This window comes from Candidatus Thiodiazotropha endoloripes, from assembly GCF_001708965.1.
In the GTDB taxonomy this organism is placed as follows: Bacteria; Pseudomonadota; Gammaproteobacteria; order Chromatiales; family Chromatiaceae; genus Thiodiazotropha; species Thiodiazotropha endoloripes.
This window is the reverse complement of sequence record NZ_LVJW01000006.1, coordinates 597,549-622,667: the sequence shown is the minus strand read 5'-3', so window position 1 is coordinate 622,667 and position 25,119 is coordinate 597,549. Positions and strand designations below refer to the sequence as shown.

The 25,119-nt window shown below is 52.2% G+C and carries 22 protein-coding genes; 13 read left to right on the top strand and 9 right to left on the bottom strand.

Translation table 11 applies throughout. The features are described 5' to 3' along the window. Window positions 1–152: 152 nt before the first annotated feature. Together A3193_RS13395 and nadC are read left to right on the top strand one after the other, a co-directional pair. Window positions 153–500: an FKBP-type peptidyl-prolyl cis-trans isomerase gene (locus A3193_RS13395; RefSeq protein WP_068989894.1), complete on the top strand. Its 348-nt coding sequence runs from the start codon at window positions 153–155 to the stop codon at window positions 498–500. Beyond that, the gene (gene nadC, locus A3193_RS13390) at window positions 497–1,339 is read left to right on the top strand and encodes a carboxylating nicotinate-nucleotide diphosphorylase (protein ID WP_069015068.1); all 843 of its coding nucleotides are present in this window, start codon (window positions 497–499) and stop codon (window positions 1,337–1,339) included. Before A3193_RS13395 ends, nadC begins: the two co-directional genes overlap by 4 nt. Window positions 1,340–1,380: 41 nt before the next feature. Here the strand turns inward: nadC and A3193_RS13385 are convergent, their stop codons facing one another. The 4 genes from A3193_RS13385 to A3193_RS13370 form a co-directional block, all read right to left on the bottom strand. Continuing rightward, window positions 1,381–1,617 carry a hydrolase gene (locus A3193_RS13385; RefSeq protein ID WP_068989900.1) on the bottom strand — a complete coding sequence of 79 codons (237 nt, stop codon included), beginning with the start codon at window positions 1,615–1,617 and terminating at the stop codon, window positions 1,381–1,383. Window positions 1,618–2,099: 482 nt separating this feature from the next. Then, window positions 2,100–2,399 carry a TusE/DsrC/DsvC family sulfur relay protein gene (locus A3193_RS13380; RefSeq protein WP_069003743.1) on the bottom strand — a complete coding sequence of 100 codons (300 nt, stop codon included), beginning with the start codon at window positions 2,397–2,399 and terminating at the stop codon, window positions 2,100–2,102. A 217-nt stretch (window positions 2,400–2,616) separates the two neighbouring features. Beyond that, complete coding sequence (locus A3193_RS13375) at window positions 2,617–3,318, bottom strand: HugZ family pyridoxamine 5'-phosphate oxidase (RefSeq protein ID WP_069003744.1); 702 nt, start codon at window positions 3,316–3,318, stop codon at window positions 2,617–2,619. A gap of 191 nt (window positions 3,319–3,509) precedes the next feature. Next, the gene (locus A3193_RS13370) at window positions 3,510–3,824 is read right to left on the bottom strand and encodes an MTH1187 family thiamine-binding protein (protein ID WP_069003745.1); all 315 of its coding nucleotides are present in this window, start codon (window positions 3,822–3,824) and stop codon (window positions 3,510–3,512) included. Window positions 3,825–4,633: 809 nt separating this feature from the next. Here A3193_RS13370 and A3193_RS13365 point away from each other — a divergent pair. The 11 genes from A3193_RS13365 to clpB all read left to right on the top strand — a co-directional run bounded on the left by A3193_RS13365 (window position 4,634) and on the right by clpB (window position 19,666). Then, a complete protein-coding gene (locus A3193_RS13365; protein ID WP_069015067.1) occupies window positions 4,634–5,452 on the top strand; it encodes a mechanosensitive ion channel family protein in 819 nt (272 codons plus the stop codon). A 50-nt stretch (window positions 5,453–5,502) separates the two neighbouring features. After that, complete coding sequence (locus A3193_RS20970; protein WP_069003747.1) at window positions 5,503–6,333, top strand: OmpA family protein; 831 nt, start codon at window positions 5,503–5,505, stop codon at window positions 6,331–6,333. 355 nt (window positions 6,334–6,688) lie between these two features. Then, window positions 6,689–7,375, top strand: coding sequence for a response regulator transcription factor (locus A3193_RS13355; RefSeq protein ID WP_068989922.1), 687 nt, complete (start codon window positions 6,689–6,691; stop codon window positions 7,373–7,375). Next, window positions 7,376–8,776 (top strand): FecR domain-containing protein, encoded by a 1,401-nt coding sequence (locus tag A3193_RS13350; protein ID WP_069015066.1) that lies wholly within the window; start codon window positions 7,376–7,378, stop codon window positions 8,774–8,776. Window positions 8,777–8,922: 146 nt separating this feature from the next. After that, a complete protein-coding gene (locus A3193_RS13345) occupies window positions 8,923–11,583 on the top strand; it encodes a CHASE2 domain-containing protein (RefSeq protein WP_083218179.1) in 2,661 nt (886 codons plus the stop codon). A gap of 243 nt (window positions 11,584–11,826) precedes the next feature. Next, window positions 11,827–13,674 carry a dihydroxy-acid dehydratase gene (gene ilvD, locus A3193_RS13340; protein WP_069015065.1) on the top strand — a complete coding sequence of 616 codons (1,848 nt, stop codon included), beginning with the start codon at window positions 11,827–11,829 and terminating at the stop codon, window positions 13,672–13,674. A 47-nt stretch (window positions 13,675–13,721) separates the two neighbouring features. Then, entirely contained in the window at window positions 13,722–14,186 is a 465-nt protein-coding gene (locus A3193_RS13335; RefSeq protein WP_069015064.1) for a hypothetical protein, read from the top strand. Between the two features lie 85 nt (window positions 14,187–14,271). After that, the gene (locus A3193_RS13330; protein ID WP_069003751.1) at window positions 14,272–14,979 is read left to right on the top strand and encodes a Crp/Fnr family transcriptional regulator; all 708 of its coding nucleotides are present in this window, start codon (window positions 14,272–14,274) and stop codon (window positions 14,977–14,979) included. 148 nt (window positions 14,980–15,127) lie between these two features. Further along, complete coding sequence (gene purK / locus A3193_RS13325; protein WP_069015063.1) at window positions 15,128–16,285, top strand: 5-(carboxyamino)imidazole ribonucleotide synthase; 1,158 nt, start codon at window positions 15,128–15,130, stop codon at window positions 16,283–16,285. Then, window positions 16,282–16,788 carry a 5-(carboxyamino)imidazole ribonucleotide mutase gene (purE, locus tag A3193_RS13320; RefSeq protein WP_069003753.1) on the top strand — a complete coding sequence of 169 codons (507 nt, stop codon included), beginning with the start codon at window positions 16,282–16,284 and terminating at the stop codon, window positions 16,786–16,788. The genes purK and purE overlap by 4 nt, the downstream gene beginning before the upstream one ends. 283 nt (window positions 16,789–17,071) lie before the next feature. Further along, window positions 17,072–19,666, top strand: coding sequence for an ATP-dependent chaperone ClpB (gene clpB, locus A3193_RS13315; protein ID WP_069015062.1), 2,595 nt, complete (start codon window positions 17,072–17,074; stop codon window positions 19,664–19,666). 226 nt (window positions 19,667–19,892) lie between these two features. Here the strand turns inward: clpB and coaE are convergent, their stop codons facing one another. From coaE to A3193_RS13290, 5 genes are all read right to left on the bottom strand, one after another. Beyond that, entirely contained in the window at window positions 19,893–20,489 is a 597-nt protein-coding gene (coaE, locus tag A3193_RS13310) for a dephospho-CoA kinase (RefSeq protein ID WP_201258716.1), read from the bottom strand. Between the two features lie 5 nt (window positions 20,490–20,494). Continuing rightward, a complete protein-coding gene (locus A3193_RS13305; protein ID WP_069015061.1) occupies window positions 20,495–21,370 on the bottom strand; it encodes a prepilin peptidase in 876 nt (291 codons plus the stop codon). Between the two features lie 37 nt (window positions 21,371–21,407). Next, window positions 21,408–22,637 carry a type II secretion system F family protein gene (locus tag A3193_RS13300; protein ID WP_069015060.1) on the bottom strand — a complete coding sequence of 410 codons (1,230 nt, stop codon included), beginning with the start codon at window positions 22,635–22,637 and terminating at the stop codon, window positions 21,408–21,410. 3 nt (window positions 22,638–22,640) lie between these two features. Next, complete coding sequence (gene pilB / locus A3193_RS13295) at window positions 22,641–24,356, bottom strand: type IV-A pilus assembly ATPase PilB (protein WP_069015059.1); 1,716 nt, start codon at window positions 24,354–24,356, stop codon at window positions 22,641–22,643. A gap of 366 nt (window positions 24,357–24,722) precedes the next feature. Further along, window positions 24,723–25,106: a pilin gene (locus tag A3193_RS13290; RefSeq protein WP_069015058.1), complete on the bottom strand. Its 384-nt coding sequence runs from the start codon at window positions 25,104–25,106 to the stop codon at window positions 24,723–24,725. Between the last annotated feature and the right edge of the window lie 13 nt (window positions 25,107–25,119).

Sequence of the window (25,119 nt, the reverse complement as noted above, 5' to 3'; positions counted from 1 at the left end):
CAGGAATCATTCTGATAATCGATGGATCTGACTGCAGTCAGCAGGCGGGCATGCTTTGGCTGAAAGTAATATAATGGGGTCCGCCAGAGCGGGTCGGTCGATTGGAAACAACAAGCCCTGGTTAAAGATTTCCTAAACAATGAGAGAGAACAATGAGTGAAAAGATCACCGATTCCGGATTGAAAATTGAAGACTTAGTTGAGGGTGATGGCCAGCTTGCAGAGTCTGGTCAACGTGTCTCTGTACACTATACCGGCTGGTTGCTGGATGGGGATAAGTTTGACTCCTCAGTCGATCGGAATCAGCCGTTTGATTTCGCCTTGGGCAAAGGCATGGTGATCCGTGGTTGGGATGAAGGGGTTGCCGGTATGAAGGTAGGCGGTAAGCGCAGGCTGACCATCCCTCCTCAGTTGGGTTATGGCGCGCAAGGTGCCGGTGGTGTGATTCCGCCCAATGCAACGCTGGTATTCGATGTGGAACTGCTTGCCATATCCGGATGAATCTACACAGCAATCACTTTCTGATCAGCGGCCAGGTCAGTCAGGCGCTGGCCGAGGATCTGGGCAGTGGTGATCTGACTGCCGCCCTGTTGCCAGCAGATGCGGTTACCCAGGCTCAGATCATCAGTCGGGAACAGGCTGTGATATGCGGGATTCCCTGGGTAAATGAAGTTTACCGGCAACTGGATCCGGCTATCGGGCTGGAGTGGTTGGTTGAAGATGGTGAGATGGTCACTGAGAATCAGCAGTTGTGCCGGCTCAGTGGTAACACCAGGGTATTGCTGAGTGGTGAACGTTGTGCCCTGAACTATCTGCAAAGCCTGTCGGGAACCGCAACCCTTGCCAGAAGTTATGCAGAGGCAGTATCCGGCATTGATGTGCGGATTCTGGATACACGCAAGACGGTGCCGGGACTGCGCCAGCAGCAGAAGTATGCGGTCCGTTGTGGTGGCTGTCATAACCACCGGGTGGGGCTGTATGATGCCGTGCTGATCAAAGAGAATCATATCCGGGCTGCCGGATCGGTCGATGCCGCGTTAGCCCGATCCAAGGAGCTGGTGCCGGATGGGGTGTCTGTCGAGATCGAGGTGGAGACGCTGGATGAGTTGCAGCAGGCGCTCAAGGCGGGTGCTCAGCGTGTGTTGCTGGATAACTTTACGCCCGAACAGTTGCGTGAAGCAGTGAAACTGGCGGGTGGGCGTGCAAGGCTGGAGGCCTCCGGCGGCATCAATTTAGCTACGATAAGAGAGATCGCCGAAACCGGAATCGATGATATCTCGGTTGGCGCTCTGACCAAGGATATCCGTGCCATCGATCTGTCGATGCTGTTTGAGCAGTAGATTCTGGCAATGGATTGGTGTTAGCAGGCCCTGGTGGGGTGTCAGACCTTCTCGTCAATCAGGGTACCGAGAGTTTCGTCAGCCGCTTTTAAGGTTTTTACCTGGGCCTTGACCAGATTGGCTTGCTGCTGCATCTCCACCATTGAGCGGGAGAGATCCTTGGGATTCGATTGTTGAACCTGATTGGCACTGGCAATATCAGAGGCCACACGGCGCATTCCCTGAAGGCCTTTGTGGATGCCCTGCAGTGCTGATCCAGTGATTGAATTGATGCCCATAACTACAGCAAACCCTAACAATTTCGGTGTTCCCTACCTGCTTAGTTGGCAGTTTTTTACAATTCTTTAATAGTTTCATTCTCAGGCGTGACCGATACCCCCATGTTTATGAATTCACTTCCTGTATGGGGCTGTTTTAAACGTCCGACTAGCAATCAGTTCTACTTATGGATTGCCGGGAAGCCCCGGTTGGTAGCGGCCAGATGGCATCGCTTGGCCGGTATTGTAGGGTGTCTTGATTCCCAGTTGGCTGGCGTTCGGGATAGCCATGGAGAGGGTTACTGCGTGAATTACTGGACCGGACCGAGTTGGGTAAACAGTGCCACTGCGAACCGTCATATCCCACTGGTCTGGCTTTGCACAGAGTCCACTGCTGTGGGATTCGAGAAGATGCTGCTGTATCTTCAGCTGAGACGTTTATGGGTTACGCTGAGATGGAAGGGAGGCAAGCTCCCTTATTAACGGCCTATGACAGGGGATGTCTAGACACAACCGGTAGGTTTGGGCAATCCACCATACTTGGTAATCGGTTTCATCGGTCCTGTCAGCCACAGTTGAAACATCGCTTTCTTGTCCTCACCCAGATATTTGGAGAACTTACGGATCGGTGGGACAACATTGAATTCATTGTAATATTCTCTGGCTTTCAGGATCTGCTGCCACTTCTCGTCGGTCATCTCAAACTCATCCTCCTGCGCCATCGCCTTGGCAATTTCAGGTGTCCAAGCATTCATATCGGTGAGATAGCCGTCCCCATCTCGTTCTGGAATTTGGGTATTCATCTGTCCTGCTCCTATTACCAAGTGAAAAGGTAGGTTATTGCTTGGTGAGGAGTTTAAAGGTAATCAGGCTTGTTTATCTACCCCAAACTTTTTACGGGTTTGTCTGGGTTGTGGGCTACCAGGCAGGGTGGAATCCGATAACAGCCCGGCGTCTCGCCTTATCTTGGGGACAGGTCAAGCCTCTGATAGCACGAATTTGTATGAGGCAGTAGACGATTCAGCCAGTTTCAATCATCTGCAGGAAATCGTCCACACTTTCGCAGGCCTGCTGGGCGTGTACACGCCGTAAGTTGTCACCATCCCGGATATCCAGCCCCATGGGATCTGCACCAACGGCTTCCACCCCAGCCGGGTTGCTCGGGAATCCCCGTTTCCCAAGGTATTGAATCAACAACTGGTGGTTATGCGCGTTCAGCTGATAGAGTGCTTCCGCCTCATCCGAGGTCGAATAGGCACAGCTTGGTTCGATTCGGCTGCTGTCAAACCAGCGCGCTGAGCCGAATCCGCCAATAAAATAGTATTGCTCAACGCTGAGCTTATAAAAGTTGAAGTTGAGCTCCTTGTGATATCGACGGGCAGTGGGATAGTAACGGAAATAGCGCTCTGATGCGGCGGTGGAGTTGAGTGGTTCTGCCTTGGTCAGGCAGGTCAGTCGCGCCAGTTGCTGCACATCGCCGTTTCCGCATTCACTGAGTGTCATTGAACAGTGAGGGTCGCTCTCCAGATTTCTGGTATGTTGGGCCAGATGGGAGATCAGCAGCAGCATGTTACCCTTTTGGTCTCTGCAGGTCGGCAGTAGCGAACCGAAAGGATAGCCTGGGAATTTAATCGAGTGGGTGGACAATAGACCGCTAAAGCTCTCATTCCAGAGCCGCTTGATACTCTGCAGCAGATCTTCTGATGATGTTTCGTTGTTCATCTTATTCTCGTTTTCTTAGCCGCAATCCATTGACAGATTTGTATCCTGAGTAAACTGGGAATCCCGGATTTATGACAACCGGGGCAGTTTACCTTGGTTTTCTGATCGGCCCGGTTTTTTCAGTAATCAGAACAAACAGGGCTCACCCTTAAAGTTGGAAATGAAAAAAATGGGGCTGGGTGGTCATCAGTTCAGGTATTTACCTCTCCGATATGTTTCCGGATAGAACCTGGTTTGCTCTCCATGCGATTCGCCTTGCCGCTTCTGATATCCATTTTTATTGCGCTGTAGATGCGATTGCAACCTGCCGCGCTGAGTTGTTGTGTGGCTCTTTCAACGATTTCCAGGGCCTGACTGACATTGTCGGTTTCGATCAAAGTGCCCATTGCGGTCAACTGGTAGCTGACACCGCTCTCCCTGATCATTTCAATTACCTTGCTGACTTCCCGGCTGACGCTCTCCCCTTGGTCGAGGGGAAAAATACTAAATTCGAGTAATACTGACATTAGCCAATCCTGCTGCCTTAGCGTGTGTTAACAGGCCCTAATTCAATTCATTTAAGCTTATGAACCTGGCGACCGAATCGTTCACTTTCAGCCACTCTGTCTCTCTCTGCAGTGAGTGTTCCAGCAAACAGCCCAGGCTAGCCAACCACAACCTCTCTCCAATATTAGTCACAATGCTAGGGGCTTCAAGCATGCCCTGATTGTGGGCTAGTTGGTAACCAGGTCAATAATGTACATAAAAAGTGGTTTATTTCATTCATTGTACGTGAATTTTCGTTATCCCCTAACCCGTCTCTTCGCCCCACGAACAGGGTGTCTGCCGGCCATTGCTTTTAAGCAGGAATCAAGTCGTTGCTTTTTAACATTGCCTATTGATTTGGCAGTCAGAAAGAGAGAGGTTATTAACCCGCCCCGCAATTGTATACCTGGCAATCGGACATCTTGTTTCCTGGGCACAAAAACCGCATTGAGCAAGATTTACCGCTGCAGCAGGATTTGTTCACCAGCAGCAGTTGTCTGGTTAAGCCGGTATGAGGATCGCAGGTTATGTCGTTTCAGAGTGAGTTTACAAATCTTAACAGCCGGCAGCTTTATTCGAAATGAGTGATTGCATAAGCTGCTTCATCAAGAGCGGTTTCTGCTTATTGAAGATGGTTGCGTCTGAATGCTTTGGAATAACCAGTTATTCTCATGGGAAATCCACAGCCGATTATTTGTTAACAAATAGAGGCTGAAGGGGCGGGGTGGTCAACAATCCTGTCGTTAATATCGATTTGATCTAACAACGAAAACAGTTTGGGAGAGAAAACGTGGATATCTCATTAGATACATTACTGAATACTTATGTCATTCCCTGGGGCACGAAGTTCATTATGGCGGCGCTGGTGTTTATCATCGGCCGCTGGATTGCCAAGGCATTGACCAAGGCCATGCAGAAGCTGATGACCAAAAGCGATGTCGATCCGATGTTGGTCAGCTTTCTGGGCAATATCGTCAATGCGGCACTGCTGGCTGTTGTGGCGCTGGCGGCGTTGGAGCAGTTGGGCGTCAATACCACCTCCGCACTGGCCATTCTCGGTGCTGCCGGCCTCGCCGTCGGTCTGGCTCTGAAAGACTCGCTCGCCAGTTTCGCTGCGGGAGTGATGCTGATCATCTTCCGTCCATTCAAACTGGGAGATTTTGTTGAGGCTGGCGGTGTTTCAGGTGTGGTAGAGGATATCCGCATCTTCCACAGTGTACTGAAGACCGGTGATAACCGGGAGATCACCATGCCCAATGCGCAGATCTACAGCGGCACCATTATCAACTACTCAGCCCGTGAAACCCGTCGCATCGATCTGGTGATCGGGATTGGTTATGAAGACGACATCAAACAGGCCCGCGATCTGTTGACACAGATTCTATCGGCTGATGAGACGGTTCTCAAAGACCCCGAACCAACCATCATGCTGTTGGAGCTGGGTGAGAGCAGTGTCGATTTCGCAGTTCGACCCTGGGTTAAGAGTGGGGACTACTGGACTACCAGAGCAGCGCTACTGGAAGCCATAAAAACCCGCTTTGACCAGGAAGGTATCAGTATCCCCTATCCACAAAGGGATCTGCACATGATTCAGAAGAGTGCTGCCTGATATTCAGTACTCAATTTAGGACGGATGAATCGTATAAAGAGGAACATTCTATGAAGATTAGTGTGAATCGTACTCTGATTTTGGCTATGACAGGCTTGCTGTTCAGCGGCTCACTGCATGCCGAGAAGGGGTTGGCTTACAATCCGACTGGTAACGTCTGGCGGACCAGTTCAGGTGAGTGCTGGACAACATCCTATCGGGATAAGGCGACGCAGGAGAGTGGCTGTTTCGGCGAGCCGGTGGTCGCGGTCAAAGAGGATCAAACCGAAGCAGACAGTGATGGCGACGGTGTGGTTGATTCACAGGATAAGTGTCCAAACACCCCCGCCGGGGTCAAGGTTGGTGCTGATGGATGTCCTCTGGATAGTGACGGTGACGGTGTCATCGATGCTGAGGATAAATGTCCCGATACAGCCCAGGGTCTTCAGGTTGATGCCATGGGTTGTGAAGTGGACAGCGATGGTGATGGCGTTGCGGATAGTCAGGACAGCTGTCCGAATACCCCGTCGGGTGCGACGGTCACTGCTGATGGGTGTGCTGTAAAAATCGTCTTGCAGAATATCCAGTTCGAGTTAAACAGTCACCAGATCATCGGAGCGTACAGCCAGGTCATCGAAAAGGTAGCCACCTCGTTGAAGTCTCGAAGTGATATCAAGGCATTGACGGTGGTTGGTCATACCGACTCCTTGGGTAGTGCGGATTACAATCAGTCCCTGTCGGAAAAACGTGCGCAAGCGGTTGCAGATGCCTTGGCCGCACAGGGAGTCGACCAGGGAATGATGACGGTCAAGGGGATGGGGGAGAGCTCTCCTGTCGCTGATAATGAGCGTGCCGAGGGAAGAGCGGAGAACCGTCGGGTCGAGTTAAAACTGGCCAACTGATCCGTCTGGTGAAGTGTGGCCCTGATGGTACAGATTCCAGTATCACGGGGCCTTTCGCCATGGCGGAGTATCATCTTTTGCCAGAGTGAAGGTAAAAAAGTTAAGGATAGGGAAAATATTAAACTATTCGCTGGCCGTAAGGCTGGATCCATGTCTGAGTGCTGATTTGTTGTTTCATTGAATAGGAATAGCGAATAATATGACAGAACGGTTTAATTTTGGTTGATGTTTGGACGACTTGTATGGGGCTGTAGATTTTTGGATATGGCGGCATCAGGGTGTTTCCCAGCGCCTATAGTCGTTTCGTGATACGTCAGAGGGTCTCGTCGGCGTATTGCCTGAGTGGGAGTAGCTTATGCGAATAGCCTATTTAGAAGACGACAAAGTGCAATCGGGTGTTATGAAGGAGTGGCTGGAGGCTGAAGGATATGTCTGCCGGGTATTCGATAATGCGGACGCTTTTATGCGTGAACTGCGCCATGAAACATACGATTTATTGATTATGGATTGGGAGTTACCCGGCAAGAGTGGTGTCGAGGTGCTTTCATGGGTCAGAGGAGAGCGGGAGTGGGATCTGCCGGTTTTTTTCATCACTCACAGGGATGGTGAACAGGATATCATCGAGGCCCTGGACAAAGGTGCCGATGACTATCTGGCCAAGCCGGTTAACCGTGAAGTCATGTTGGCAAGAATCAAGGCCCTGGTCAGGCGACACAGCGGGCGACGGGATCTCATCCGGATTTCCAATTTCACTCTGAATAAAGAGAACAAAACCCTTACGCTCAAGGATGTACCGATTGAAATGACTGAAAAGGAGTTTCAGCTGGCATGGATGTTGTTCACCAATATCGGGCGACTGCTTTCCAGAGACCACCTGTTAGAGAGTATTTGGGGATTCGGTCCAGGGTTGATGACTCGTACCGTCGATACCCATATCAGCCGTTTGCGCAGAAAGCTGGGCTTGACTCCGGAAAACGGCTGGCGATTGAAAGCGGTATATCATCAGGGATATCGACTCGAGCAGCTTGAAGACGAAGGGTGAATGGTTGTTGGTTTAGTTATCCGGAAAAAGGCAGTACCGAACCTGATCGGTATGGTATTGCCATTTGATATGTTTTTTATCAGTCGAGCTTCAATACTACTTCTCTTGCTGTTGTCCACACTCTCGACCACGGTCTGGTCGGAGGATTGGATATACAAGTTGCACGAAGGTGAGAACCTGACCCTGGTTAAGGAGCGTTTTCTCAAGCCTGAATTCACCGCCTGGCAGTTGCAGGTCTACAACAGCATAGAGAAGGACAGGGAGATTCCGGTTGGCACCGAGATCCGGGTACCCATCGACTGGATGAGGGACCAGCTTGCCGGTGTTGAGGTCAGCTATGTCTATGGTGGTGTGTTCATCCTCCGCCGAGGGGATGAGGCTGAAAATGAGGCTCTGAAAGGCGATATTCTTAAAGCCGGAGATCGCATTAAAACGGCTGAAAGGTCTGCCGCTTCCCTGCGCTTTGCGGATCAATCCGTGCTGCTTATCGGTGAGTCCAGTGAGGTCGTCTTTGATGCACTCTCTTCCTATCAGGGAATTGGAATGTTGGATACCCGTATCAGATTGCAGCGTGGTCGGGTGGAAAACCGAATCACCCCATTCTCGCGACCGGAATCCCGCTATGAGATACACACCCCTGCCGCAGTAACCGTGGTCCGAGGCACTGACTTCAGGGTTTCATCGGATCTGGCCGATGATGTGACACGGAGTGAGGTCACCGAGGGTGAGGTTCGGGTGACTGCTCAAGGGAGATCGGTTTTTGTGACCCAGGGTGAGGGGACCCGGGTGGTATCCGGAGAGGCGCCGGCTGAACCGCGCAGATTGCTGCCGGCACCGGATATGACTGAATTGGATCTGACCCGGGTTGATGGCGGTCTGTTGCTGGAGTGGCCCGGGTTATCGGACGCTGTCAGCTATCGCTATCAGTTGAAGGATAGGGATCAGGTGCTGGTGGCGATCGGTATCAGTCAAGCCCCATATGTGGAACTACCCCTGCAACCTGCGGGTGAGTACCATCTGCTGCTCCGTGGTATCGATGAGCTGGGATTGGAAGGTATGGAGGGAGAGACTCTTTTCCATCTGCATTTGCAGAAAGTGGTTGAGATAAAACCATCATCCGCACCAGTCGCTACCACTCAGTTGATGCCGCCAAAGTTTTCCCCCCATGGTATCTGGTTTCAGTGGAGCGCCGTGGCGGATGCCTGGGGTTATCGTTTTCTTTTTGCCCGGGATCCGGGGTTGAGCGATCTGCTTTTTGAACGGCTCTCTTTCGATACCGGCTTTGAAATGGGTTACCCTGGGCCTGGGCGGTACTTTGTCGCGGTTGAGGCCTTGGCGGAAAACGATGCAGAGAAGAAGTGGTTATCAAATAGCTATGTCATAGACATACCAGTCAGGTAGTGAGAGATTTCAAGGGATTGTGACAAACACCGGAAACAATGTGCTTGATGACTAACCTCGTCATGATTGGATTGAGCGAATCTTTGAGGGATGATTCGATCTATCTGTTTAAGCAACCGGCCGTGTAACGCTCTTCACATATTACTATGCAGATCACAGCGAACAGACCATCGGAACAGCGAGCCCACCGGGGATTGCCTGAACCGTTCAGAAGCGCCCTGATACTGGCGTTGTTTACCGCTCTGTTTGCCGCCAGCGGTTGGTTGCATCGTTGGGATCTGTTGCTTTATGACTTGCAGATGGGGGTGAAAACCGTTGCCCCGTCCGATGATATTGTCATTGTTGCGATCGATGAAAAGAGCCTCAGGGCACTGGGCAGATGGCCCTGGTCCCGACGGGTGCATGCGGAGCTGGTGGATCGCCTGACCCAGTCGGGAGCGAAGGCAATCGTCTTCGATATCCTGATGGCGGAACAGGACAGAACGGATCCACAGGCCGATGTTCAGTTGATTCAATCCGTCGCCGCCAGTGAACGGGTCTTCATGCCGGTGATTACCGAGCAGAATCGCCAGGGTGGGATGCTGGTTGAGTCGATGCCACTGCCGGCGCTCTCCAACGTGGTGGCCGGTCTCGGACATGTCCACATCGATCTGGACGCTGATGGTATTGCCCGAGGTGTCTATCTGTATGAAGGGCTTGGCCAGGCCTATTGGCCCCAATTGATGTTGAGTCTGCTGAATTGGCTCAATCCTGAGCAGTATCCGCTGGATAATAAACCGCTGCCTAACCAGCAACACAATGTTCACCTGATCCGAAGGCACACCCATCGGCTGATCCCCTTTACCGGTCCCGCAGGTCACTACAACCGTTACTCCTACAGTCAGGTGCTGGAGGGTGACTATATGGCCGATATGTTTCGTGACCGGATCGTGCTCGTCGGGGTTACGGCTACCGGAATCGGCGATGCCTTGCCGACCCCATTGTCGGGTTACGGCGTACCCATGCCCGGGGTGGAGATCAACGCCAACATTCTCGATAGTCTGCGGCGTAACGAAGCGGTCACCCCGGTCAGTTTTCTGACCCATCTGCTGGGTAGCACCCTGGTGGTGATGTTGCCGTTCCTCTTCTATCCCTTCTTTCCAACCCGCGCGGCACCTCTGGTATCAGTGGCTCTGGTGATGGGGTTCGTTTTGGTGAACTGGATTCTGTTGAGAGGTATGGAGATCTGGTTTCCTCCCTCTGCCGTGCTGCTGGGTCTGACACTGAGCTACCCGCTGTGGAGTTGGCGGCGTCTCGACCAGGCGGTGCGCTATCTGAATGAGCAGCTGGAACGGATCCACCGGGAGCAGAGTCTGTTGCCGGTACACCTGCCGGCGGGCGATATGTCGACGGCGATGCAGTTTCTCTCCCGCTTGATGCCATTACAGGGCTGGGTTGTCTACGATGCACGCAGTGGAGAGCGATTGATGGGCGGTGGTGAGGCATTGGGTGAGCCTCTTGAAGCGCTGGGCAAGGAGGGGTGGCAGAGGTCCGGTGCGGAGCTCTGGACCATGATTGAACGCCCGGAGGGGCATTGGCAGCTTGGCTTGAGTTGGCCGCGCAATGCGGTGCCAGAGGGACGGGCGTTGGGATTGGTGAGTGATTTTGCCTATCAGTTCTCGGAGAATCCCCAGACGGATCAAGGTGGGGTTTTGGAGCGTGTGGAGTTGCGGCTTCGCCAGATGCGGGTGGCTACCGCCAGAATCCAGCGATTCCGTAATCTGATTCGTAATGCAGTCGGGCAGATGGACGATGGGCTAATGGTGATCAACAGTCACGGTCAGGTGGTGATGTCCAACCCGCGCAGTGCCTTCTACCTGGGCCACGAAACCGATCAGGAGCTGCTGGGTGAGGATGCCTATAAGTTGCTGAAGGTATTGGAGGTGCAGGGTGGGGAGTCCTGGGAGGAGATCTTCAAAAAAGTGATGCTGGCCGATGAGCCGGTACGCTTCGAGGCGATACGCCGACCCGATACCGAGTTGTTTGTACAACTCAAATCTCTGCAGGGTGTGGAGGCGGATACCCATGGGATGATCGTCAATCTCTCCTATATCGGTACCCTGAAGCGTTCTGAGCGTACCCGGGCCAAGATGCTCAATTTTCTCTCCCACGATATACGCTCTCCAATCACCTCGCTGCTTTCACTGACTCAGTCACAGCAGAAGCGCCAGGGCAGTGCTGAAGTTCTGGCTGAAGAGATCGAGCCTCTGGCGCGCCGTTCGCTGAAGTTGGCCGATGACTTTCTGCGCCTGGCCAGGGCTGAAGCCGCGGAAGTGGCTTCATTCATCGATACGGACTTTGTCAGCGTCACCTGTAATGCACTGGATGAGATCTATATCAAGGCCAAGGAACATCAGATCACCTTCAAAAGTGAGTTCAGTGATGACGAGATCTGGTTGTTGGGTGATCCTAGCCTGCTTGAACGGGCGCTGTTCAACCTGATGGAAAATGCGGTTAAGTTTTCACCCGCTGAGAGCCAGGTTACGGTCAAGGTCTATCGGGATCAGGGTTCGGTGATCTGTGACATCATCGATCAGGGGGCGGGCATACCGGAGGATCAGTTACAGGAGATCTTTCTGCCCTTCATTCAATCCTCACTGAATCTGCTGTCCGATATTCGCGGGGTTGGTTTGGGACTGAGTTTCGTCAAGGTGGTGGCCGACAAGCACCATGGTAAAGTCGCCGCGCGGAATAATCAGCAGAGTGGCGCCACCTTCTCGCTGAGTATTCCCTGTGAGAATGAATCCCCTCTTCAGGAGAGCGATTAAGTCTCTACCCATATCCATTCCCTGTTTACAGATTCCAAAGCTGCCCTGGAGCCTGGTTAGCTGCTGCAGGGAAGGGGGCTCCCATCTGCGCATGTCGTCTCTTGCTCAAAGGCGTGAAAGAGCTGTTGTGTGTGTAGCTTGATTGGCGGATTGAAAATGAGCTCAAGTCATCATTGGGGTTTGTTTGCGCACTCTGAAAACAGGCATAATAGTCGTTTGAAACGCTAACTGTCGGAGCCTGAGATGCCACAATATCGTTCACATACCACCACCCATGGCCGCAACATGGCGGGTGCCCGCGCCCTCTGGCGGGCTACCGGTATGACAGATGACGATTTTGACAAACCGATCATCGCGGTAGCCAATTCATTCACCCAGTTTGTACCTGGACATGTTCACCTGAAAGACCTGGGTCAGTTGGTGGCCCGGGAGATCGAGCAGGCTGGAGGGGTTGCCAAGGAATTCAATACCATTGCGGTGGATGACGGTATCGCCATGGGACATGGGGGCATGCTCTACTCGCTACCCTCCCGGGATATCATTGCGGATTCTGTGGAATATATGGTCAATGCCCACTGTGCCGATGCCCTGGTCTGTATCTCCAACTGCGACAAGATCACGCCCGGAATGCTGATGGCTGCGTTGCGCCTGAACATCCCCACCGTGTTCGTCTCCGGCGGACCCATGGAGGCGGGTAAGGTTAAGCTGCAGGGCAAGGAGCTCCACCTGGACCTGGTGGATGCCATGGTCTCCGCTGCGGATCCCAATGAGAGCGACGAAAACGTGGCTCAGATTGAGCGATCCGCCTGCCCTACCTGTGGTTCCTGTTCGGGCATGTTCACCGCCAACTCCATGAACTGTCTTACCGAAGCCCTGGGGCTGTCACTTCCCGGCAACGGTTCTCTGCTGGCCACCCACGCGGACCGGGAGCAGCTGTTTCTCGAAGCGGGAAGACTGGTGGTCGATCTGGCCAGGCGCTGGTATGAACAGGATGATGCATCGGTTCTGCCGAGGGAGATTGCCAGCTTCCAGGCGTTTGAAAATGCCATGAGCCTGGATATCGCAATGGGGGGATCCACCAATACGGTGCTGCATCTGCTGGCAGCAGCCCATGAGGGTGAGGTGGATTTCACCATGCAGGATATCGATCGTCTGAGCCGTTCAGTGCCGAATCTGTGCAAGGTGGCACCCGCCACTCAGCAATATCACATGGAGGATGTGCATCGGGCAGGCGGGGTAATCGGAATCCTCGGTGAGCTGGACCGGGCCGGGCTGATCAAACGGGATGTGCCCACCGTCTATGCAAAGAGCCTTGCCGAAGCGCTGGACAGCTGGGATGTGATCCGTACCGAAGAGGAGAGGGTTCACAGCCGTTATCTGGCGGCGCCAGGTGGTGTTCCGACCCAGGTGGCATTCAGTCAGCAAGCCCGCTGGCCTGGCCTCGATCTGGATCGAAGTGCCGGCTGTATACGTGATTTGGAACACGCCTATTCGAAGGATGGTGGTTTGGCTGTGCTGTTCGGTAACCTGGCTGAACATGGCTGTATCGTAAAGACCGCCGGCGTGGATGAGTCGATCCTTAAGTTTTCCGGTCCGGCACGAATTTTTGAGAGCCAGGAGGCAGCGGTCGAGGCCATTCTGGCTGACAGGATCAATCCCGGTGATGTGGTCATCATCCGCTATGAGGGCCCGAAAGGCGGCCCTGGCATGCAGGAGATGCTCTATCCAACCAGCTACCTGAAATCGAAAGGTCTGGGTAAACAGTGTGCGTTGATCACCGATGGCCGGTTTTCCGGTGGTACCTCAGGGCTCTCAATCGGTCACTGTTCACCCGAGGCCGCTGAGGGTGGCAATATTGGCTTGGTGGAAGAGGGGGATCTGATCGAAATCGATATTCCCGCAAGAACCATTCAGGTGGCACTCGACGATCAGCAGCTGACACAGAGACGTGAACAGATGGATGCACGCGGTGGACAGGCCTGGAAGCCAGTCTCACGTCAGCGGCAGGTATCCACAGCGTTGAAGGCCTATGCGGCATTGACTACCTCGGCTGCCCGTGGGGCGGTCAGGGATCTCTCCCAGCTGGATTAGTGTTAACAGGCCCAGCCATTCACCGGCTTTGGAGTTGTTTACAGGCCATGGTGTTTTCACAGCGTAACGATCACTTGATTGCAAGGCGGTCTGCCGCTGTTGGGCTGTGTGTTGCGTTTAATCTCATGCTGGCGGGCTGCAGTGGTGGCGATCCGACCGCAACCGATCCTGAACTGATCTTCAAAGATGCATTTGAGACTCCATACGACCAGGTAACCCTGCTTGATGAGGGAGGCACCATGGTCCGGGGTTTCAGTGCCTGGCTTAAATTGGCCACTGAGCTGACAGATCTGAGACTGCGCAGAAGCGGTGAGTATGACTATGTGGCGTGTGGGGAACCAACAGAGTGGTTTTATCAAGTCAGCGGTGATGAGGCATTGGTGGTCAACCAGGGAGAGCTGACCTGCCAAAGGTTTACCGAGAAGCGTTTCGATTTTGACAATGGGCGATGGCTGGTTAGCGACAACAGTCGTGGCATCTTCTATTACCGGGTGTGGAAACTGAATCACTGATTCCGATGCCTGACGAGTTAAATTGATGGTCGGGTTTATCGTGATACAGAGGTTCAATCCTGTCGTACAAACTGGAGGCTGGTTAGTGGAATACGATCTCAAGCAATGCTATCTGTTTGCGCATTTGGATGATCAACAGTTCGCGGTGGTAGAGCAGATGGCTCACGGGGCAAAGCTGAGGGATGGGCAGCTCTTTTTTCAGGCTGGAGATCCAGCAACGCACTTCTTTCTGGTGGTCAGTGGCCAGATCAAACTGACACGGTTGTCGATGCAGGGTCAGGAGAAGGTGATCGAGATCATTACCCCGGGGCAGACCTTTGCCGAGGCGCTGATGTTCGGTGAACAGCCCGACTATCCCGTCAATGCCCAGGCGATGGGAGAGACTGAGCTGCTGGTTTTTGAGAGTGAACCCTTCAAGGAGATCCTAAGGGGTTCGGTGGAGACCTGTTTCCATCTGCTGGCCGATTTGAGTCAGCGCTTGCGGATGCTGATCCGCGAAATCGATAATCTGACCCTGCAGAGCGCCAGTTGTCGGGTGGCCAGTTTTTTGTGGAATCGCTGGTGTCTGGTGAAAAGCCAGGGAGATTCATTTGAGCTTCAAGCGCCGAAAGGGGTCATCGCATCCCGGCTCTCCGTGACACCGGAGACCTTTTCCCGCATTCTGCACAATTTTTCCGATCAGGGGGTGATCCGGGTGGAGGGGAGTCGTGTGGATGTCCTTGATGATGAGAGGCTGCAGGCCTACACAGCCAGCGATGGTAAGTTGACCCAGATTCCATCCGATAAGGGGTGAAGCCGGGTTTTTGTATCGGTGGGATCAGCCTGCTAGCAGGCTCAGTTAAGGGTTGATCGCAGCTTTTTCCCTCGATTTTTGAGACATTCCCGGTGTTGGCCGGTTATACTGTAACGTTTTCTCACCCAAATATGAGTTAGAGCGAATCATGAAGGATAGTTTTCCCTTTCCGGTGGCCCGTATCGGTGTGATAGGGGGAGGTCAGCTGGGTCGCATGATGGTCAAGGCGGCGAAAAGACTGGGCTGTACCTGCGTCGTGCTGGATCCCTATCCAGGTTCACCTGCCGGACAGGTGGCCGGACACCAGATCATCGGCGGCTATCATGATCCAGCCAAATTGAGAGAGCTGGCAGAGTCCTGTGATGTGGTGACCTATGAGCTGGAGAACACCGATACCGAGACTCTGCGTCAACTGGAGCTGGAAGGGAATAAGATCAACCCTGCGCCTGGCCTGCTTTCCATTCTGCAGGACAAGCTGACACAGAAGCAGTTTCTCAAGGATGCGGGTATCCCGACTTCTGAGTTCGTTGAGATGGCAGAAGCCAGTCTGGCCGATTGTGAAGCCTTTGGCTTTCCATTGGTGCAGAAGGCCCGGCGTGGAGGCTATGACGGTCGCGGTGTGGCGGTGATGATGGATGCAGCAGCCTTCAGCTCTCATCTGCCGGTAGCTTCACTGATCGAGCGTTTCGTGGAAGCGGAAAAAGAGCTGGCGGTGATGGTGGCACGCAATGCCGATGGGGATTGTGTGGCCTATCCGACGGTGGAGATGTGCTTTCGTGCGGGAGAGAATGTGCTGGATCTGTTGCTCTGTCCAGCCAAGGTGGATCCCGCAATCGCTCAGCAGGCTGAGGATCTGGCGATCCGTACCATCCAGGCATTCGACGGGGTTGGTGTGTTCGGGGTGGAGATGTTTCTCTCCCGGGAGGGGGAGTTGCTGGTCAATGAGATCGCTCCACGGACACATAATTCCGGTCATCACACCATTGAGGCTTGTGTGACCGATCAGTTTGAACAGCATCTGCGTGCCGTCCTCGACCTGCCTCTAGGTTCCACAGAGCTGCTGGCTCCGGCGGCCATGATCAATCTGCTCGGCGCCCCTGACGCTGCCGGCAGACCGGTCATCAAAGGCATGTCCGAGGCGCTGGCTATCCCTGGGGTATGCCTGCATCTCTACGGCAAAGCGGAAGTAAAACCATTTCGCAAAATGGGCCATGTGACGGTTATCGACCAGGACCTGGAGAGTGCCCGCCGGAAAGCCGAGCAGGTGCGGGATTTAATTGAAATTAGTGGAGAACAGCATCCATGACAAAACCCATAGTTGGCATCATTATGGGCAGTGATTCCGATCTGCCGGTCATGCAGGAGGCAGCCAAGCAACTCGAGGCGTTTCAGATACCTTTTGAAATGACCATTGTGTCGGCTCACCGAACACCTGCCAGGCTCTATGAATATTCCCAGACCGCCGAGCAGCGCGGCCTGAAGGTTGTCATTGCCGGTGCGGGCGGCGCCGCCCATCTGCCCGGCATGGTGGCCTCGATCACCTCCCTGCCGGTGGTCGGCGTACCGGTCAAATCCTCTGCCTTGAGTGGTGAGGATTCACTGCTCTCGATTGTGCAGATGCCTCCCGGTGTGCCGGTGGCCACGGTAGCAATCAATGGGGCAAAAAATGCTGCCATCCTGGCCGCTCAGATGCTCGGCACAACCGATATGGAGATCCGTGAAAAGGTTCGGACTTACAAGGCTGACCTGGAAGCGATGGTGATGGGCAAGGTGGAGGTGATGGAGAGCCAGCAGGATTCTCAGACCTGATTTGCAGAATAGCCAGGCCGCTAATGGACGCAAAGGACCGCGATAAGCCGCAAATGGAAATCCGTTGTTGTAGCACTCCTGGTGGGAGTGGCTGGCGTAGATGATTTCAGTATTTGCGCTGATCGGCGCCCTTTTGTGGTTAACGAATCCGGCTTCAGTGATTGCCACAGACTCAGTCAGGTAAAAAAAGCGGCTGCAACTGACTGATAAGCAATCAACTTGAAAAGTTGGGGTTTCTCCCCAATCTATTGGGTATTCAGAACAGATTTTGGAGTAATACCCCATGCGAATGGATCGTTTGACCAGTAAGTTCCAGATGGCGCTGGCCGATGCCCAGAGCCTGGCTGTCGGCCAGGATCATCAGTTCATCGAGCCGGTTCACCTGATGAGCGCCATGCTCGACCAGGATGGCGGCACGGTTCGCCATCTGTTGGCTCAATCCGATGTCAACGTCAATCAACTGCGCTCAAGTCTGAGTGCGGCCACCGAACGCCTTTCCAGAGTTGAAGGCGCCGCTGGAGATCTGCATATCTCCAACGATCTGGGCCGCTTGCTCAATCAGACCGATAAGCTGGCGCAACAAAGAAATGATCAATACATCTCCAGTGAGTTATTTGTGCTCGCCGCCGTCGAGGACAAGGGTGAGCTTGGGGAGATGTTACGCAATGCCGGCGCCGCCAAGGAGGTGCTGGAACAGAGTATCGAGAAGATGCGTGGCGGTCAGAACGTGGATGATCCGAATGCGGAAGACCAGCGTCAGGCATTGGAAAAATATACCATCGATCTCACCGAGCGGGCCGAACAGGGCAAGCTCGATCCGGTCATCGGCCGGGACGATGAGATTCGTCGCACCATTCAGGTACTGCAGCGTAGAACCAAGAATAACCCGGTACTGATCGGTGAGCCCGGTGTGGGTAAGACCGCAATTGTCGAAGGTCTGGCTCAACGCATCATCAACGGTGAAGTACCCGAGGGGTTGAAAACCAAGCGCCTGCTCTCCCTCGATATGGGGGCGTTGATTGCCGGGGCGAAATTTCGTGGTGAATTTGAAGAGCGACTGAAAGCCGTGCTCAACGATCTGGCCAAGCAGGAGGGGCAGATCATCCTCTTCATCGATGAGCTGCACACCATGGTGGGCGCTGGTAAAGCGGAAGGTGCGATGGATGCGGGCAATATGCTGAAGCCGGCTCTGGCGCGGGGTGAGCTCCACTGTGTGGGCGCCACCACCCTGGATGAGTATCGTCAATACCTGGAGAAGGATGCGGCACTGGAACGCCGCTTTCAGAAGGTTTTGGTGGAAGAGCCCAGTGTGGAGGATACCATTGCCATACTGCGGGGGTTGAAGGAGCGTTATGAGGTCCACCATGGTGTGGATGTCACCGATCCGGCGATTGTTGCCGCGGCAACCCTCTCCCACCGCTATATCACCGATCGTCAGTTACCGGACAAGGCGATCGATCTGGTGGATGAGGCGGCCTCACAAATCCGCATGGAGATCGACTCCAAGCCGGAGGAGATGGATCGTCTGGAGCGGCGTCTGATTCAGTTGAAGATTGAGCGTGAGGCGCTCAACAAAGAGTCTGATGAAGCTTCGAAAAAGCGTCTTGCGGATCTCGAATCCCATATCGAACGGTTGCAGCGGGAGTTCTCCGATCTGGAGGAGATCTGGAAATCGGAGAAAGCGGCCCTGCAGGGTACCACCCACATCAAGGAGTCGCTGGAGAAGGCCCGGCTGGAGCTGGAGACCGCCCATCGTGCCGGAGATCTGGCGCGTATGTCCGAACTGCAGTATGGAAGGATTCCTGAGCTTGAGAAACAGCTCGATATGGCCACCCAGGCCGAGATGCAGGAGATGAAGCTGCTGAGGAACAAGGTCTCCGAGGAGGAGATCGCCGATGTGGTCTCCAAGTGGACAGGTATTCCGGTCTCCAAGATGCTTGAAGGTGAGCGGGACAAACTGCTGCGCATGGAAGAGGAGCTGGGTAAGCGGGTGATCGGTCAGGAGGAGGGGGTAAGAGCTGTCAGTGATGCGATTCGTCGCTCCAGGGCAGGACTTGCCGACCCCAACCAGCCGAATGGTTCATTTCTCTTCCTCGGCCCAACCGGAGTGGGTAAGACCGAGCTGTGTAAATCCCTGGCGGAGTTTCTCTTCGACACCGAAGAGGCGATGGTACGTATCGATATGTCCGAGTTCATGGAGAAACACTCCGTGGCGCGTTTGATCGGAGCGCCTCCCGGCTACGTGGGCTACGAAGAGGGTGGCTATCTGACCGAGGCGGTACGTCGCAGGCCCTACTCGGTGATTCTGCTCGATGAGGTGGAGAAGGCCCACCCGGATGTCTTCAATGTGCTGTTGCAGGTACTGGATGACGGTCGGCTGACCGATGGTCAGGGCCGTACAGTGGATTTCCGCAATACGGTGATCGTAATGACCTCGAATCTTGGCTCCCAGATCATTCAGGAGATGGCCACCGAAGAGCAATACGATGCCATGAAGGCATCGGTGATGGAGACTGTGCAGCAGAACTTCCGTCCCGAATTTATCAATCGGGTCGATGAGATCGTTGTCTTTCATCCTCTGGGGGCTGAGCAGATACGCGCCATTGCCAGTATCCAGGTGGACTATCTGCGTCAGCGTTTGGCAGACCATGAGATGGTCCTGAGTGTTACTGATGAAGCGCTGGATCGCCTGGGGCAGGCTGGATTTGATCCTGTCTACGGGGCACGACCCTTGAAACGGGCGATACGTCAGCAGCTTGAGAATCCACTGGCGCAGGAGATTCTCTCGGGTCGATTTGGGCCAGGGGATACGATTGAAGTGGATGTGTCAGGTGACGGATTGAGCTTTCGAAAAAGTCACAAGATGAATGTTGCGTGATACACGAGGTAATAACCACTAGCAGGTATTTACCCGCGAGTTGAATCCACCAGATCCCATGCCTATGCGTGGCAGTATGATATCGTGCTGGATGACTGGGGATGGGGCTTATTCAAGCCGCCTTTGGTGGGGCATGGCCCCACCCTACGCCCTGAATGAAACTGTAGGGTGGGGCCATGCCCCACCAAGCCCCTTCGATTAAACTCGATACTAATCTGGTTAATCGTTAAGACTTCGAAAGCACTAAGTAGGCTTGATGCATTCGTTCGGTTGCTTTGGTCAACGCAGCCAGGTCGCCATTATTCTCAATGATATCGTCAGCACCCTCCAGTCGGGTCTGACGATCGACCTGGCTGGCGAGGATCTGGGCGATTTCTGACTCATCCAGGTTGTCCCGTTGTGCTACCCGTTGGTACTGAAGGGATTCTTCACAATCCACAACCAGTATCCGCTGCGCGATATCCTGTTGCCCGGTCTCAAACAGCAGTGGAATGACCAGTATCACGTAGGGAGCTGTCTGTTGTTCGACCCAATCCTCCATGGCCTGCCTAATCGGAGGGTGGAGGATCGATTCGAGACGTTTTCTTTGCGTCGGGTCGTTAAACACGATCTCTCTCAGGGCACCCCGGTTCAGTCTTCCCTGCTGGTCGATCAGGTGTTCACCGAAGGCGGTCTCTATCTGGGTTAATGCGGGCGAACCAGGTTGGACCATCTGGTGCGCCAGCCTGTCCGCATCGATGACCGGCACACCAAGTGAGTCAAAATGGTTGGATACAGCGCTTTTGCCGCTGCCGATTCCCCCGGTAAGGGCTACTGTCAACACAGGGATTACAAGCCAGACCAGCGAAGATAGGCCTGATTGATCTGAGATCCCCACATCAGACTGATCCAGCCGGCAGCAGCCAGATAGGGGCCGAAAGGAATCGGAATGTTCCGGTCACGGCCTCTGACAACGATCAGCAGAATACCGACGACGGCACCAACCAATGCGGAGAGTAGAATGATTTGTGGCAGATATTGCCAGCCCAGCCAGGCGCCGAGCATGGCCAGCAATTTGAAATCGCCATACCCCATGCCCTCCTTGCCAGTGAGTTTTTTGAATAGCTGGTAGACACTCCACAGCGCCATATAGCCTGCAATGGCGCCGATCACAGATGATTCGAGGTCGGTGAAGAGGCCGTTGATGTTGAACAAGAGACCGAGCCAAAGAAAAGGTAAAGTGATGTTATCCGGCAGCAGTTGCACATCGAAATCGATCACCGTCAAGGAAATCAGACTCCAGGTCAACAGCATCGCTGCGGCTGCTTCCCAGGAAAAACCGAAATGGTAGGCAATCCAGAGTGATAGCAAACCGGTTACAGATTCGATGATCGGGTATCTGGCGCTGATCGGATTCTGACAGTTGGAACAGCGGCCTTTTAACACCAGCCAACTGATAACCGGAATATTCTCCCAGGGACGAATTCTATGCTGGCATTTTGGGCAGTGAGAAGCCGGCGTATTAAGATTGTAGACTTCAGTCTCGTTGGATGATTCGGAAGTGAGACCTTTTAGCTCATCGCAGTCCTTGTGCCATTGTTGTTCCATCATTTTCGGAAGTCGATGGATTACAACATTCAGAAAGCTACCGACAATGAGCCCAACAATTAGGGCTAAGAGCAGAAAAGCCCCACTATTGTTATTTAGAAAATCAATAACAATCACAATATTTTTTACTTTTGTTGTGTTGAAACTGTGCGGATTAGATCGCTGTACCCATCTTGAATATTGGCAGATACATCGCGATAACAAGACCACCGACAAGTGTTCCAAGTACCACCATGATCAAAGGTTCCATCAGGCTGCTCATGGCATCAACGGCATTATCAACCTGTTCCTCATAGAAATCGGCCACTTTGTTCAGCATGTCGTCGAGTGATCCGGACTCTTCACCGATTGATACCATCTGCACAACCATGTTGGGGAAGAGATTGCGTTGTTTCATAGCCAATTGTAGCGATTGGCCTGTGGCGACATCTTCTCGCATCCTCATGACTGCATCGCTGTAGACAACATTGCCGGTAGCTCCGGCCACTGAGTCGAGTGCTTCCACCAACGGTACACCGGCGGCTGACATGGTTGCCAAGGTGCGTGAGAATCGGGCAATTGCAGATTTATTCAAAATCATTCCGATCACGGGTACCTTGAGTAATATCCTATCGATTGTATGGCGTAGTTTTCTCGAACGTTTCCATGTATTGATAAACAGATAAACAGCTATAAATGATATGCCCAATATAATCCACCATTTGTCGCGGACAAAATGAGACATACTCACGACCATTTGTGTGAAAGCCGGCAACTCTGCGCCAAAATTACTGAAAAGTGCTTCGAATTGGGGTATTACAAAGATCAATAGGATTGCTGTTACAATAATAGCTGCGGCTACAATGGCGGCGGGGTAGAAGAGTGCCTTTTTGATCTTGGCCTTAATCGATTCCGTTTTCTCTTTGTAGGTTGCTATTTTGTGTAGGAGTGTTTCCAGTACACCTGCGTGTTCACCGGCTCTAACCAGATTCACAAACAGATCTTCAAAATGCAAAGGGTGTTTTTTCAATGCATCGGCAAGGGCGGTACCACCTTCCACATCGGCTTTGATCGTTAGTACCAGCTCCTGCATCGAGGGGTTTTCATGACCTCGGCCAACAATATCAAAGGCTTGTACCATAGGTACACCAGCAGACATCATAGTGGCAAGCTGGCGACTGAAGACTGTTACATCCGCGCTGGTGATTTTCTTTTTCTTGCTAAAAATTGATACAGGTTTTTTTCTAACCTTGATTGGTGTGACACCTTGCCGACGTAAGTCAGCTTTAACCATATTTGCGTCGGTTGCACGCGCTTCACCAGATAACCGGGATCCTTTTTTATCGGTTCCTTCCCAGGTGAATAAATAAGATTTTATCTTTGGTTTCTTTCTTGGTGGTGCCATTGACTAATCCTTGGTTACCCGATTGAGTTCTTGAAGGCTAGTTATACCCTGCATAACTTTACGCAAACCTGATTGCCGGAGGCTATCTATGCCATCCAGTCGGGCCTGTTCTTCCAGTTGTAGGGAGGTCCCACCTTCCATAATAATTTTACCCATGTTTTCAGAAACGGGCATTACCTGAAAAATACCTACACGTCCCTTATAACCGCCAGTACATAAGTCGCATCCGTTAGGTTTGTAAATTGTGAAATCTGTATTAACTTGCTCTTCTGTGAAGCCTTCCTCTAGCAATGCTTCCTTAGGTACCTCATCTGGTGTTTTACAGTGTTCACATAATCTTCTTGCAAGGCGTTGTGCCATGATGAGGAGTACTGAAGATGCAATATTAAAAGGAGGTACCCCCATGTTGGCTAGGCGGGTAAGGGTTTGTGGCGCGTCGTTTGTATGTAAGGTGGAAAGAACCAAGTGCCCCGTTTGTGCTGCTTTAACTGCAATTTCAGCTGTTTCCAGATCGCGTATCTCACCAACCATGACAATATCTGGATCCTGGCGGAGAAATGCTCTGAGTGCCTCAGCAAAAGTCAATCCTGTTTTTACATTCATATTGACTTGATTGATTCCGGCAACCTGGATCTCAACTGGATCTTCAGCTGTAGAAATATTAACTTCGGGTTTGTTGAGTAAATTAAGTGCTGTATAAAGGCTTACTGTTTTACCGCTACCAGTTGGGCCGGTCACGAGAATCATGCCGTACGGCTTGCTGATAGCGTCAAGAAAATACTTCTGCTGGTCTTCCTCGAAACCTAATGCTTCTATACCAAGTTGTGCACTTGTTGGATCCAAAATACGTAAGACAATCTTTTCACCGTATAGTGTAGGGCAGGTATTTACACGAAAGTCGATAGCACGTTTTTTGGAGAGCTGCATTTTAATACGACCATCCTGTGGTACGCGTTTTTCAGCAATATTCATCCGTGACATTACCTTGATTCGACTAGATAGTCGGTTGGCTAAGTTGGAGGGTGGATTAGCAATCTCTCGGAGCATGCCATCTTGACGATAGCGAATTCTATAGGTGTATTCGTAAGGTTCAAAATGGACATCAGAAACACCTTGATTGATGGCGTCAAGCAGTATCTTGTTGATATAGCGGACTACAGGTGCTTCGTCTACGTCAAGATTAGATTCATCATTTGAAGTATCTTCTTCCCCAGTAGAAATATCCAGATTATCTAGATCTGCATCAAGCAGATCATCCATACCTGTCTCTTGTGCCTCCAGCACCTTTTCAATCATCCTTCCGAGTTTATTCTCTTCAACGAGAATTGCTTCAGAAGCTAACCCTGTATTAAAACGGATTTCATCCAGTCCTTGGTGATTAGTAGGATCAGATACAGCTAGAAAGAGACGATTACCTCGTTTGAATATGGGTAAAGCATGATGAGTACGTATTAGCTTTTCAGGTACTGCATCGCTGGGTATAACTTCTTGATCCAGTACGTTAAGATCAAAAATGGGTACACCGAATCCCCTAGATGCGGATATCGCAATATCTAAACTTTTGAGGATCTTTTTTTCAACTAGATAGGCGACATAGGGGGTCTTTTTTTGCAAAGCCTCGACAAATGTTGATTCTGCCTGGTCTTCTGTGATCAGGCCATCTTGAATGAGGCAGCGCCCTAGACCGCTTAGATTGACTTGTGGTTTGGTTGAAGCCATCCGATAAATACACTTGATATCTTATAGTACTTGTAATGTTTGCGGCAGAGTTTAAATATAGTTTAGATGCAGCTGTGAATATATGTATCACTGTAGGTGGGATGTTAAAGCACGGTTATAAGTAAACTCATTTCATTAAAAAGTGGCAATGCTTTACGTAAGCCATTGATACGCTGACAATATAGCGCTACATTTCTGAGCGCGCAATAGATTATGTAGAGTCCAACTTAACATTGTAAACGCTATAAATAGATTTTATAGTATTTTTTAGATACGTTCTCTTTTATGATTAGTGGAATTAAAAAAGCCCCGAGTAGTTCGGGGCTTTTGCTTAAGAGTGCCGTATGATCTACGACAGTTTATTAACTATTGGCGGCATTCAGCCGGAATGTATCTGTTGTCACTACCCGTGCACACCCATTCCACACCAGTTGGAGTGCTGTTAGGTGTCAGAACGATAGAAACAGCACCTACAGTAGTAGTGGTGGTAGCAGTCAATACGCCAGCGGCGCAAGCTAGAGTAGTGCCTTCAACCGTGCCCACGTTTACACCCAAGCATGTGTCAGCAACGTTAGAAGCCAGGTTTTCGCCTACTGTTGCTTTGGAGCCACTAGCTACGGCGAGTGCCTCGGATACTTGTGCGCGGGTTGTAAAATCCTGATAGGCAGGCAATGCGATGGCTGCCAGGATACCGATGATCGCAACAACGATCATGAGTTCAATAAGGGTGAAACCAGCTTGTTTTTTCATCTTTAACGCTCCG